This window comes from Micromonospora sp. WMMD964 (assembly GCF_029581455.1).
GTDB lineage: Bacteria > Actinomycetota > Actinomycetes > Mycobacteriales > Micromonosporaceae > Micromonospora.
This window is the reverse complement of the sequence record NZ_CP120860.1, coordinates 6,092,091-6,104,621: the sequence shown is the minus strand read 5'-3', so window position 1 is coordinate 6,104,621 and position 12,531 is coordinate 6,092,091. Positions and strand designations below refer to the sequence as shown.

At 72.1% G+C, this 12,531-nt stretch carries 12 protein-coding genes; 7 read left to right on the top strand and 5 right to left on the bottom strand.

All coding sequences use genetic code 11. The features are described 5' to 3' along the window. Window positions 1-130: 130 nt before the first annotated feature. The 3 genes from O7616_RS27715 to O7616_RS27705 all read left to right on the top strand — a co-directional run bounded on the left by O7616_RS27715 (window position 131) and on the right by O7616_RS27705 (window position 2,562). Window positions 131-1,159, top strand: coding sequence for a 6-phosphofructokinase (locus O7616_RS27715; RefSeq protein ID WP_282304667.1), 1,029 nt, complete (start codon window positions 131-133; stop codon window positions 1,157-1,159). 71 nt (window positions 1,160-1,230) lie between these two features. After that, a complete protein-coding gene (gene proC / locus O7616_RS27710; protein WP_282304666.1) occupies window positions 1,231-2,049 on the top strand; it encodes a pyrroline-5-carboxylate reductase in 819 nt (272 codons plus the stop codon). A gap of 162 nt (window positions 2,050-2,211) precedes the next feature. After that, window positions 2,212-2,562 carry a DUF2203 domain-containing protein gene (locus tag O7616_RS27705; RefSeq protein WP_088988371.1) on the top strand — a complete coding sequence of 117 codons (351 nt, stop codon included), beginning with the start codon at window positions 2,212-2,214 and terminating at the stop codon, window positions 2,560-2,562. A 367-nt stretch (window positions 2,563-2,929) separates the two neighbouring features. Here O7616_RS27705 and O7616_RS27700 read toward each other — a convergent pair whose 3' ends face one another. The 3 genes from O7616_RS27700 to O7616_RS27690 all read right to left on the bottom strand — a co-directional run bounded on the left by O7616_RS27700 (window position 2,930) and on the right by O7616_RS27690 (window position 5,256). Beyond that, window positions 2,930-3,607, bottom strand: coding sequence for a class F sortase (locus O7616_RS27700; protein ID WP_282304665.1), 678 nt, complete (start codon window positions 3,605-3,607; stop codon window positions 2,930-2,932). Then, complete coding sequence (locus O7616_RS27695; protein ID WP_282304663.1) at window positions 3,604-4,473, bottom strand: DUF4397 domain-containing protein; 870 nt, start codon at window positions 4,471-4,473, stop codon at window positions 3,604-3,606. Before O7616_RS27695 ends, O7616_RS27700 begins: the two co-directional genes overlap by 4 nt. 111 nt (window positions 4,474-4,584) lie before the next feature. Continuing rightward, entirely contained in the window at window positions 4,585-5,256 is a 672-nt protein-coding gene (locus tag O7616_RS27690; protein ID WP_282304662.1) for a methyltransferase domain-containing protein, read from the bottom strand. 136 nt (window positions 5,257-5,392) lie between these two features. Between O7616_RS27690 and O7616_RS27685 the strand changes: the two genes are divergently transcribed. Further along, window positions 5,393-6,994 carry a glycosyltransferase 87 family protein gene (locus tag O7616_RS27685; protein WP_282304661.1) on the top strand — a complete coding sequence of 534 codons (1,602 nt, stop codon included), beginning with the start codon at window positions 5,393-5,395 and terminating at the stop codon, window positions 6,992-6,994. A gap of 48 nt (window positions 6,995-7,042) precedes the next feature. Here O7616_RS27685 and O7616_RS27680 read toward each other — a convergent pair whose 3' ends face one another. Beyond that, window positions 7,043-7,717 (bottom strand): NADPH-dependent F420 reductase, encoded by a 675-nt coding sequence (locus O7616_RS27680; protein WP_282304660.1) that lies wholly within the window; start codon window positions 7,715-7,717, stop codon window positions 7,043-7,045. Between the two features lie 269 nt (window positions 7,718-7,986). Then, complete coding sequence (locus tag O7616_RS27675) at window positions 7,987-8,475, bottom strand: glutathione peroxidase (RefSeq protein WP_282304659.1); 489 nt, start codon at window positions 8,473-8,475, stop codon at window positions 7,987-7,989. Window positions 8,476-8,632: 157 nt separating this feature from the next. Here O7616_RS27675 and O7616_RS27670 point away from each other — a divergent pair, with 157 nt between their 5' ends. From O7616_RS27670 to O7616_RS27660, 3 genes are all read left to right on the top strand, one after another. After that, window positions 8,633-10,243 (top strand): glycosyl hydrolase family 18 protein, encoded by a 1,611-nt coding sequence (locus tag O7616_RS27670; protein WP_282304658.1) that lies wholly within the window; start codon window positions 8,633-8,635, stop codon window positions 10,241-10,243. Between the two features lie 158 nt (window positions 10,244-10,401). Continuing rightward, window positions 10,402-10,941: a hypothetical protein gene (locus tag O7616_RS27665; RefSeq protein WP_282304656.1), complete on the top strand. Its 540-nt coding sequence runs from the start codon at window positions 10,402-10,404 to the stop codon at window positions 10,939-10,941. Window positions 10,942-11,028: 87 nt separating this feature from the next. Beyond that, on the top strand, window positions 11,029-12,435 hold the full coding sequence (locus tag O7616_RS27660; RefSeq protein ID WP_282304655.1) for a 3-deoxy-7-phosphoheptulonate synthase class II: 1,407 nt from the start codon (window positions 11,029-11,031) through the stop codon (window positions 12,433-12,435). The last annotated feature ends 96 nt before the right edge of the window (window positions 12,436-12,531 follow it).

Sequence of the window (12,531 nt, the reverse complement as noted above, 5' to 3'; positions counted from 1 at the left end):
CGTACCTGCGGGCCGACTACAGTTCGCAGTGACGGCCCGCCCCGGGCCGGCAACGGCGCCGATGGTCTGACCTGACACATACCCTGGGGCAAATCGGGCTTTACCTGATGCTCCAGGAGGATGACGGATCATGCGTATCGGCGTGCTCACCGGCGGCGGCGACTGCCCCGGCCTCAATGCGGTCATCCGGGCGGTGGTCCGTAAGGGTGTCGCCACCTACGGTCACGAGTTCGTGGGCTTCCGGGACGGTTGGAAGGGCCCGCTGGAGGGTCTGACCCGTCCGCTGGGCATCGCCGACGTCCGCGGCATCCTGCCCCGCGGCGGCACCATCCTCGGCTCGTCCCGGACCAACCCGTTCAAGATCGAGAACGGCGTCGAGCGGATCAAGGACAACCTCGCCGAGCAGGGCGTGGACGCGCTCATCGCGATCGGCGGCGAGGACACCCTCGGCGTCGCCACCAAGCTGCACGAGCTGGGCGTCAACGTCGTCGGCGTGCCGAAGACGATCGACAACGACCTCGGCGCCACCGACTACACCTTCGGCTTCGACACCGCGGTCAACATCGCGATGGAGGCCATCGACCGCCTGCACACCACCGCGGAGAGCCACCACCGCACCCTGGTCGTCGAGGTCATGGGCCGGCACGCCGGCTGGATCGCCCTGCACGCCGGCCTGGCCGGCGGCGCCAACGTGATCCTGCTGCCCGAGCGGCAGTTCGACGTCGAGCAGGTGGCCGGCTACGTCGAGAAGCGCTTCCAGCACCAGTACGCCCCGATCGTCGTGGTCGCCGAGGGCGCCCAGCCGCTCGACGGCCAGATGGTGCTGCACAACCAGGAGCTCGACGCGTTCGGCCACGTCCGCCTCGGCGGCATCGGCCAGTGGCTCGCCGAGCAGCTGGAGGCCAAGACCGGCAAGGAGGCCCGCACCGTGGTGCTCGGCCACATCCAGCGCGGTGGCACCCCGACCGCCTTCGACCGGGTGCTCGCCACCCGCCTGGGCCTGCAGGCCATCGACGCGGTCAACGACGGGGACTGGGGCAAGATGGTCGCGATGCAGAGCACCGACATCGTCCGGGTGCCCCTCGCCGAGGCCACCCGCGAGCTGAAGACCGTGCCGCTGGAGCGGTACGCCGAGGCCGAGGTCTTCTTCGGCAGCTGATCGACAGTCGGCGGCGCGGCGGGCCTGCGGGTCCGCCGCGCCGCGACCCGACGCGAGGGGGTACGACCGAGATGTCAGCCGGGGTGCACACGGTCGCGGTGATCGGCGCGGGCAAGATCGGCGAGCTGATGCTCTCCGGGCTCCTGCGCTCGGGATGGCCCGTGGACAAACTGCTGGCCACCGCCCGCCGGCCGGCCCGCGCCGAGGAGCTGACCGCCCGCTACGGCGTACGGGTGGTCGACAACCTGACCGCGGTGGACGAGGCGGCGGTGCTCGCGATCTCGGTCAAGCCGCAGGACGCGGCAGCGCTGCTCGACGAGATCGGCCCCAAGGTGCCGGCCGACAAGCTCGTCATCTCGCTCTGCGCCGGCCTACCCACCAGCTTCTTCAGCCGTCGGCTGCCCGACGGCACCCCCGTGGTCCGGGTGATGACCAACACCCCGGCGCTCGTCGACGAGGCCATGACCGCGATCTCGGCGGGCGCGTACGCCACCGGTGCCCACCTGGCGTTGGCCGAGGAGATGTTCAAGCCTCTCGGTCAGACGATCCGGGTTCCCGAGTCGCAGCAGGACGCGGTCACCGCGCTCTCCGGCTCCGGCCCCGCCTACTTCTACCTGCTGGTCGAAGCCATGATCGACGCGGGGATCCTGCTCGGGCTGCCCCGGCAGGTGGCCCACGAGCTGATCGTGCAGACCGCGATCGGGTCCGCGGTGATGCTGCGCGACTCCAGCGAGCACCCGGTGAAACTGCGCGAGGCGGTCACCTCGCCCGCCGGCACCACCATCTCCGCCATCCGCGAGTTGGAGAAGCACGGCGTACGCGCCGCGCTGCTCGCCGCGCTGGAGGCCGCCCGCGACCGCGCCCGCGAACTGGCGGCGCAGGCCGACTGAGCCTTCTTCGCGCGTGGCGGGCCGGTCTGGTGTTCCGAACGCGTGCCGACGGGCCGATCCGGTGTTCCGGACGGGCCGGTTGAGCTCTTCGGGCGCGCGGCGGTGCGGGCGGCCGAGCGTTCCGGGCTCGTGGCGGAGCGGGGCGTGGCGCATACTGGCGCGGTGTTCACACTCGCCCAGGCCCGGCACCTGGTGGCCACGCTGCAACCGCGCGTCGACGAGTTGATCCGGGTCCGGGCCGACCTGGCCGAACTGCGCGCCGACCTCGCCGACCACGGCGTCAGTGCCCTCGGCGGGCTGGCCGAGGTGAAGGGGCTGGAGGCCCGGCTGCACGCGGTCGTCGACGAGTTGCACCAGCACGACATCCAGGTCAAGGGCATCGCTCCGGTGCTGCTCGACTTCCCCGGCGAGCGGGAGGGTCGCGCGGTGCTCTGGTGCTGGCTGGAGGGCGACTCCGACGTGCGCTGGTACCACCGGGCCGAGTGCGGCTTCGCCGGCCGCCGCCCACTCTGACGCACCCGGCCTGGCGTCGTGCCCGGCCTGCGGTCGTGCCCGGCCGCGCTGCCGGCCTTGATCCACTCGCGTTCACGGAAAGCGCGGTATCCGAGCGCGGCGGACACCCCGGGCTCCTTGAACCCGTGTTGATCTAGCAGGGCGCGGCTCAGCCTGCCGCGCCCTGCCGCCGACCTGCTCCGCCGTCGCGCCTTGATCCACTCGAGGTCGCCGAAAACGCGGTATCCGAGCGCGGGAATACCGCCAGATCGGCGACCTCGAGTGGATCAAGCCCGGTGGGCTTGGACCGCCGCCGACGGTGAGGCGGATCAGGCGCGGTGGGGCTTAGACCGCCGCCGACTCTGGCGGGGATCAGGCCGGGTGCGGCTCAGCCCGTCGCGGGCTTCGGCAGGACCGGGCCGGGTGTCTCGGCCACCGCGAACACCACGACGTTGTCCCGGTAGTGCCCACTTCGCCGATCGAACGCACCCCCGCAGGTCACCAGGCGCAGCTCCGCGTTGGGCGTCGGCCCGTACACCACCGAGGTCGGGAACTGGTCCTTGCGGGTCCGCAGCGACCCGGTCACCCGGAACGCCAGCGGCTGCCCGCCGCGCCACACCTCCACCCGGTCGCCGGGCCGCAGCTCGCCGAGTCGGGCGAAGACCGCCGGGCCGCGTCGCGAGTCGAGATGCCCGGCGAGCACGGCCGGGCCGGTGTCGCCGGGTGCCGGACCGCCGCCGTACCAGCCGGCGGTGTCGAAGTCGGCGGGCGGGACCAGCGCCCCGGACTGGTCCAGACCCAGCACCGTGAGCGTGGAGTCGACGCCGATGCGCGGTACGCGTACCCGCGTGGGTGGGCCCTGTGCTGTGGGCGCGGCGGCCACCGACGGGCAGTCGTCGGTGCAGCCGGGGTGCCAGCTCGCGACCGACGGCGTCGGGCCGGTGCCGGCCAGCCCGACCCCGGTGCTGGCGGCGAGGCCCACCGCCGCGCTGGTCGCGAGCAGCGCGGCCAGCGGCACCCGGCGGTCGCGGTGCCGCCGGATCGACGAGTCCGGCCCGGCGCTCACCAGGTGGTACGCCGACGCCGCCGCCAGAGCAGCAGCGCCACCACCCCGGCCGCCGCGGCCAGACCGCCGGCCACCAGGGGGTACGCGTCGAGCCCGGTCCGGGCGGCGCCGCCGGCACCCGTGTCCACCCCGCCGGCGGGGACGACGGTGCCGCCCTCGGCGTCGCGGCGCAGCTCGGCGGTGAGCCCACCCTGCTTGCCGTCGAGCACCAGCAGCGAGTAGACCGCGCCGCCGGTGAGGCGCACCTCCGCGTCGGTGCTCGGACCGCCGGCACCGGTCAGCTTCAGCCGCCAACGGCCCGGCTCGACCTGTTGGTAGTCGGTAGTCGTCGCGAACTGCACACCGTCGGCGATCATCGGGCCGTCGGCGGCGGCCACGTCGAGCATCGGGGTACGCACGGACGCCTGCACGACCCGCACCTTGGCGCGGCCGTCGGTGGGGGCGCTGAGGTCGTCGTTGAGCACCCGCAGGCCGAGGTCGGCGTGCCGGCCGACACCGGCCACCGTGAAGGCGTCGCCGCTGGTCACCGCGACCTCGGTGGTGAGCACCGGGGGATCGCTCGCGGGGGCGCCGGCCTCGCGCATGGCCACCGCGTACCGCCCGGGCGCCAGCTCCAGGTAGTCGGAGACCACGCCGTAGCCGACCCCGGGGAAGACCCGCGGTTTCGCGGTGTCCGGCGCGGCCAGGTAGACGTCGACGGCCGGGGTGTCGGGGGAGAGGTGGGCGAGCCGGACGTAGCCGACGGTGTCCGCGGCCGTCGCGGCACCGGCCGGAACCGGGACGCCGGTGGCAGCGAGGGCGGTGCCGAGCAGGAGCGCGCCGGTGCCGGCCAGCAGCCGGCGGGGCACGGTACGGAGCGTGTGCATGTCGCCTCCGGAAGCACGTTCGGTGAGCGGGCCACAACCCAGAGACAGGGTCCCGTTTACGGGACTGCGACGCAAGTTGCCACGTCGATGTTTCTGCCCGGTCCGGCCGAGCTACCGCTCGCGGATCGCCACGAAGGCGAACAGGTCCGGCACGCCGCCCGGCCCTGCCTCGGCGACCCGGAGCAGCCGGAGGCCGGCGGTCATCGTCGCGTTGAGCAGGTCGGCGAGGGGCAGGTGCCAGGCACCGACCCGCACCCGGACGCCGCTGGTGTTCCAACTGTCGAAACTGCGCGACCGGTCGGCGTACCGCGCGTCGACCACGACTCTCGGATGCCGACCCCAGTCGGCGAACGCGCCCACGAAGCACGGGTGCACGCCGACGTGGACGAACCGCCCACCGGTTCGCAGCACCCGGACGACCTCCCGCAGCAGGGCCGGGTAGTCCGGCATGTCCGTGCTGGACAGGACGCACATCGCCGCCGGAAGCGACGAGTCGGCGACCGGCAGAGCCGTCGCATCGCCCCGGACCACCGGCAGTCGCCCGCTCGCGTGCCGCAACTGCCCACCGGACAGGTCCACGCCCAGCGGTGTCCAACCCAGACTCGCCGGCACCCTGGCGTGCGCACCGGTGCCGCAGCAGATGTCGAGACAGGGACCGTCGCCCCTGCCGAGCATGTCCTCCGCGATCGCGTGCACCCGCTGGAGGTAGTCGCCGCCGCCGGAGATGAACCCCTCGTACCAGTCCGCGTACGCGTCGTATGCCGCAGTGCTCGTCGTCGCCATTCGTCGATGCTAGGGACCGGCTCGCGCCCGGCCCGGTCCGTTCTCCCGAGGGCAGACGCCTCAGGTGCGCCTGCCCGGGTGCCGGTGAGCGACGGCGGGGCCGACGGAGGCGGGTTCGCTCGATTATCCTCGGTCGATGCGGGATCGCCGGGTGGCGCTGGCGTGGGCGACCTTCGTCGTCGTCGCGCTGGTGTCCTGTGTGCTCGTCCTGAGCCGACCGGACCGCCTCTCCGACCTGCACATCTACTACGGGGCGCTGACCGACCTGCGTGCCGGCCGGCCGCTGTACGAGTACGCGGCGGAGAACGGGGGCCCGTTCACCTATCCGCCGTTCGCGGCACTCGTGCTGGGTCCGATCACCGTCGTGAGTGAGGGCGTACTGCAGGGGATCTGGCTGGTGGCGACCTGCGCGGCGGTCGTCGCCGTCGCCGGGGCGGTCGGTGTCGCGTTGACCACCCGGCAGTCCCGGCGACCGCTCGTGGTGGCGGTCGCGGCCACGGTGCTGATGCTCTCCGCGCCGGTGCAGAGCAACCTGCGCTTCGGCCAGGTCAGCATCTTCATCGTGCTGATGGCCCTGCTCGACGGGATGGGCCTGGTCCCGCCCCGGCTGCGCGGGATCCTGGTCGGGGTCGCGTCGGCGATCAAGCTGACCCCGTTGCTGTTCGTCGTCTACTTCCTCGCCACGGGCCGTTACCGCGACGCGGGCCGGGCGGTGGCGACGTTCCTGGCGTGCGCGGTGGTCGCCGGGATCGTGCTGCCCGCCGAGAGCTGGACGTACTGGACCGAGGCGGTGCGGCAGACCGGACGCATCGGCAACCTGGCGTCGGCGGGCAACCAGTCCCTGCACGGGATGCTGCTACGCGTCGGCCTGGCCGAGGCGACGTTGCCGGTGCTCTGGGCCGGCCTGGTGGCGTTCGTCTGTGCGGCGGCGCTGCTGCGGGCGCGACAGCTGACGCGACAGGGCCGCCCCGGGCACGCGGCGGTGCTCGTCGGCTGCGCCACCGTCGCCGCGTCCCCGGTGTCCTGGACTCACCACCAGGTGTGGCCGGTGCTCGCCGCCATGCTGCTGATCGGCGCGTCCGGCGTCACCCAGCGGGCAGCTGGGGGAGCGCTGCTCGCCGCCATGGTCGTCTCGCTGGGTGCGGTGCTCAGCCCGGTGTCGACACGGCCGGGGGTGCAGTTCCTCTTCGAGAACGCCCGGGCGATCGGGGTGGGCCTGCTGTGCCTGGTCGGCTTCGGAGGCGTCGCGGTCGCCGCGGCCCGGACGCACCGCCGGCCGGCGGGCGGACAGGGATGGTTGCGGGTGGGCGTGACCGCCGCGGTGGCGGTCGCGTTCTTCGCCGTGCAGCCGTTGCCCGCCGGGGCGGATCCGACCTTCAAGGCGTACGCCCTGAGCGACGTGGTCAACCCGCGGTACTTCTTCGTCTGCCGTGGCCCGGTCGAGTGCGCCGCCTACGGCACCGACGCGCCGGTCACCTTCGGCACCCGGGCCGAGAAGACCAAGGTGCGGGTCAACGGGGTGGTCTCCCCACAGGTGACCCGACTGGAATACTTCTCCGCCCCGGGCGGGCCGCCCCGGGTCATTCCGCTGCTCGACGCGTACCCGGGGAGCCGCACGTTCTCGTTCCGTTCGGCGAGCATGGCGCAGGGGCGACTCGTCGCGTACGCCTCGAACGGTCGACCGCTCGCGAGCTACGACGACGAACTCGCCGCCGCCCTCCGGACGGCCACCCGGTAGGCGACCGCCGTGAGGGCGGCGGCGGCGCTCAGCGGGTGGCGGCGGCGCTCAGCGGGTGGCGGCGGCCAGAGCGGCGCGCAGCTCGTCGGCGCCGCCCGGGGCCGGGTGCTGCCAGTCGGTCGGCGAGGCGGAGTAGAGCGTGCCGTACGCCGGGGTGTCGGGCTGGTAGCGCCATCCCTCGGCGAGGGAGCCCACGTCGACGGCGTCGTAGCCGATCCGGTCGAGGAAGGCCGTCACCTCGGCCTTCGCGGCCTCGTCGTCACCGGCGATGGCGAGGGCGCTGCGGTCGGCCGCACCCGTCGGCCGGGCCAGCGCGGCCAGGGCCGTGAAGTAGATGTTGTTGAAGACCTTGACCACCCGCGACTCCGGTAGGTGTCGCTGGAGCAGTTCGCTGCTGGTGGTCTCGCCGCTGTCCAGCTCCGGGAAGTTCCCGTCGCGCTGCGGGTAGTAGTTGTTGGTGTCGATGACGACCTTGCCGGCCAGTGGCTCCACGGGCACCGCGCGGTACGCCTTCAGCGGCACGCTGACCACCACCAGGTCGCCCACGCGCGCCGCGTCCTCCGCCGTGCCGGCGCTGGCGTGCCCGCCGAGGGCGTCGACCAGGTCGGTGAGGGTCTCCGGGCCTCGCGAGTTGCTCAGCACCACGTCGTAGCCGGCGTCGACGGCCAGTCGCGCCACGGTGCCGCCGATGTGGCCGCTGCCGATCAGTCCCACAGTTGTCATGCTCGTCCCCAACTCCGCCCGGCCGTGCCGCATTCCCCACCGACGTGATGGGTTATTCCGGGCTACCCGGCTGCGCCGGACCGACACGCCAGCGCCCCCGCCGGCCGTCCTGCGCCAGCCGGCGCTGCTCCGCCGGCTGGCGAGCCCGTCCTGCCCAACGTACTGCTCATGCCGGTCAGCGACGGCGGCTCCGACGTGTTGATCAAGAGGTTTGCGTCAGAAGGGGGCGCTGAATTGACGCGAACCTCTTGATCGACACGCTCTGGGGGTCAGGCGGGGAGGGTCTTCTCGATGGCGATGCGCACCTCGTCGGCGGTGGGCTCGACAGTGGGGGCGAACCGGGCCGCCACGGTGCCGTCCGGGGCGACCAGGAACTTCTCGAAGTTCCACCGGACGTCCCCGGTGTGCCCGTCGGCGTCCGCAGTGTCCACAAGCGCGGCGTAGAGCGGGTGCCGGTCGGTGCCGTTGACGTCGACCTTCTCGGTCAGTGGGAAGGTGACTCCATAGTTGACCTGGCAGAACTCGCTGATCTCGGCGGCGCTGCCCGGCTCCTGCCCGGCGAACTGGTTGCACGGCACACCGAGCACCACCAGGCCGCGATCGGCATAGCGGTCAGCGAGTTTCTGCAGGCCGACGTATTGCGGGGTGAGGCCGCAACGGGAGGCCACGTTCACGACCAGCAACGCCTTGCCGCGGTAACGGGCCAGGTCGGCGGGGCCGCCGTTGAGGGCGTCGATCGGGATGTCGAAAACGGTCATGGGGGGAGGCTACGCGCCGGCCACCGGCGGGCCGGGGCATGGGCACTCCACGCACCAGGAGAAATCGAAACATGGACATCTTGACGAACTGATGACGCCGTGAGTACCGTCTCACCATCTCTTTTGGAAAGTTTCCTAACAGTTCGGGAGACGCCTCATGAAAAGATCGCTCCGCCGGGCCCTCTGGGCCGGTGCCGTGGTCGCCGTGACCGTCGCAGCGGTGCCGGTCACCACCGCGTTCGGCGCCGGCACGGTCACCACCACCTTCACCAAGGCGCAGGACTGGGGGACCGGTCACGAGACGAGGGTGACCGTCACCAACGGATCGAGTGCCACCATCAGCACCTGGCGCATCGAGTTCGACCTGCCGTCGGGCACCACCATCAGCAGCGCCTGGGACGCCGACGTCACCAGCAGCGGTAACCACTACGTCGCGGTCAAGAAGAGCTGGGCCGGTGGCATCGCCCCGGGCGCCTCGTTCAGCTGGGGCTACAACGGCACCGGCGCGTACAAGGCCCCGCTGAACTGCACCATCAACGGCGCGGCGTGCGGTGGCGGCACCACCCCGCCGACCACGACGCCGCCGACCACCACCCCGCCGACGACCACCCCGCCCACGACGACGCCGCCCACCACGCCGCCGCCGAACACCGGTGGCAAGAAGGTCGTCGGCTACTTCGCCGAGTGGGGCGTCTACGGGCGCAACTACCACGTCAAGAACATCCAGACCAGCGGCTCGGCCGCCAAGCTGACCCACATCCTGTACGCCTTCGGCAACACCACCGGCGGTCGCTGCTCCATCGGTGACAGCTACGCCGACTACGAGAAGGCGTACACGGCCGCGGACAGCGTGGACGGCGTGGCCGACACCTGGGACCAGCCGCTGCGGGGCAGCTTCAACCAGCTGCGCAAGCTCAAGCAGATGAACCCGCACCTCAAGGTGATCTGGTCGTTCGGCGGTTGGACCTGGTCCGGTGGCTTCACCCAGGCCGCGCAGAACCCCGCCGCCTTCGCGGAGAGCTGCTACAACCTGGTCGAGGACCCGCGCTGGGCAGACGTCTTCGACGGCATCGACGTCGACTGGGAGTACCCGAACGCCTGTGGCCTGACCTGCGACAGCAGCGGCCCGAACGCGTTCAAGAACGTGATCAGCGCCCTGCGGTCGAGGTTCGGGTCCAGCGCCCTGGTCACCGCCGCGATCACCGCGGACGGCAGCAACGGCGGCAAGATCGACGCCACCGACTACGCCGGCGCGATCGGCAACCTCAACTGGCTGATGCCGATGACCTACGACTACTTCGGGGCCTTCGCCGCGCAGGGGCCGACGGCGCCGCACTCGCCGCTCACCTCGTACACCGGCATCCCGCAGCAGGGCTTCAACTCCGACGCCGCGATCCAGAAGCTCAAGAGCAAGGGCATCCCGGCCAACAAGCTGCTGCTCGGCATCGGCTTCTACGGCCGTGGCTGGACCGGGGTCACCCAGGCCGCACCGGGCGGCAGCGCCACCGGCGCGGCACCGGGCACCTACGAGGCGGGCATCGAGGACTACAAGGTCCTCAAGAACACCTGCCCGGCCACCGGCACGATCGCCGGCACCGCGTACGCCAAGTGCGGCAGCAACTGGTGGAGCTACGACACCCCGTCGACCATCAACGGCAAGATGACGTACGCGAACAACCAGGGCCTCGGTGGCGCGTTCTTCTGGGAGCTCTCCGGTGACACCAGCAACGGCGAGCTGATCGGCGCCATCAAGGGCGGTCTCGGCTGAGCCGAGGGCCGACGCACCACCCACACGGCGGGGAGGGGCCCGCACCGTCCCTCCCCGCCCGTGAGACCGGCGGCCCGGTCGACGCCCAGCGTCGGCCGGGCCGCCGTCGTTGGGTCGGCCCAGCTCGATGTGGCAGACTCCCGGCTCGGCAGGTCTCGATGGCACCGACGACGGAGGTGGTCATGCGCTCGACCCACCGCAGGCTGGCGGCGACCGCCGCCGGGCTGGTGCTGTCGCCCGTCATCCTGGGCGGCTGTGGCATCGGCGGCGACGCCGAGGAGGAAGGGCCCGCGGCCAAGCCCGCACGCGCCCCCGCCGAGGAGGCCGCCACCCGCTCCCGGGAGCGGGTGCAGGCGTACCTCGACGCGATGACCGCGAAGGACGTCGCCGCCGGTAGGAGCCAGCTCTGCGCTCTCCTGCACGACGGCTTCGACCTGGGCGCCACCGGGCCCAACGGGGACTTCGCCGACCACTTCCAGGTGCCCGAGGCGGCCATCACCGACATCCGGCCCGGCCCGTTCGGGCAGGAGGTCAGCGTCTCGGTCTCGGTCACCTCCGGTAAGCGCACCGTCAAACGGCCGCTGCTGTTCACCGTCACCCGGGACGGAGGCGACTGGTGCATCGCCGGGGAGGCGCCGGGCGGAACTCCGACCGCCGGCCCGACGCCGGGCGGTGCCGTCCTCACGCCCCCGTCCTGACCAGCGCCCGACGGATTGATCTCCCACCTGCCGGAACCGTCCCCCTCGCCGCCCGGTCACCCCGACCGTCGCCGTACGCTTTCTGTCATGCGCCATGAGTGGCATCAGCTGAGCCATCCCGGGGTGGGTAGCCCCGGTCTGCAGACCAGCCGACCGACTGTCGACTCCGCCGAGGACGCCGCGCTCGGCCTGGACCGATGGCGGGAGCTGCCCCGTGAGCAGGTTCCGCCGTGGTCCGACCCGGCCGCCGTCGCCGAGGTCTGCAAGGTCCTCGACACGGTGCCGTCGGTCGTCGCGCCCTACGAGGTGGACCAGCTCCGGCAGAAGCTCGCCCTGGTCTGCGAGGGCAAGGCGTTCCTGTTGCAGGGCGGTGACTGCGCCGAGACGTTCGCCGACAACACCGAGAGCCACCTGCTGGCCAACGCCCGCACCCTGCTCCAGATGGCGATCGTGCTCACCTACGGCGCGTCGCTGCCGGTGGTCAAGGTCGCCCGGGTGGCCGGGCAGTACACCAAGCCCCGCTCGCTGCCCACCGACGCGCGCGGCCTGCCCGCGTACCGGGGCGACATGATCAACTCGCTGGAGGCCGACCCGGCCGCCCGGGTCGCCGACCCGCAGCGCATGATCCGGGCGTACGCCAACTCGGCGGCGGCGATGAACATGCTCCGGGCGTACCTCGCCGGTGGGCTCGCCGACCTGCACGCGGTGCACGACTGGAACAAGGGCTTCGTGAAGAACTCCCCGGCGGGGGAGCGCTACGAGGCGATCGCCCGGGAGATCGACCGGGCGCTGGCGTTCATCCGCGCCTGCGGGATGACCGACGACGAGGCGCTGCGTACCGTCACGCTCTACTGCTCCCACGAGGCCCTCGCCCTGGAGTACGACAGGGCGCTCACCCGGGTCTCCGACCGTCGGGCGTACGGGCTCTCCGGGCACTTCCTCTGGATCGGCGAGCGCACCCGGCAGATCAACGGCGCGCACATCGACTTCATCTCCCGCATCGCCAACCCGATCGGCGTCAAGCTCGGCCCGACCACCTCCCCGGACGAGGCGATCGAGCTGTGCGAGAAGCTCAACCCGGACAACATCCCCGGTCGGCTCACCCTGATCAGCCGGATGGGCAATCACCGGGTGCGCGACGCCCTGCCGCCGATCGTCGCCAAGGTCACCGCCGCCGGCGCCAAGGTGGTCTGGCAGTGCGACCCGATGCACGGCAACACGCACGAGTCGTCCAACGGCTACAAGACCCGGCACTTCGACCGCATCGTCGACGAGGTGCTCGGCTACTTCGAGGTGCACCGTGGGCTGGACACCCACCCGGGCGGTCTGCACGTCGAGTTGACCGGCGAGGACGTCACCGAGTGCCTCGGCGGCGCGCAGGGCATCGAGGACCTCGACCTGCCCGACCGCTACGAAACCGCCTGCGACCCGCGTCTGAACACCCAGCAGTCGTTGGAGTTGGCCTTCCTCGTGGCCGAGATGCTCCGCGGCTGACGCGAGGAGTGAGCTTGCGAGCCCCGCAGTCGGCAGCCGATGGGCTGACAGCGGCTGAGGCCGCAGACCCCTCTGCCGCAGCCGAGAAGAATGACC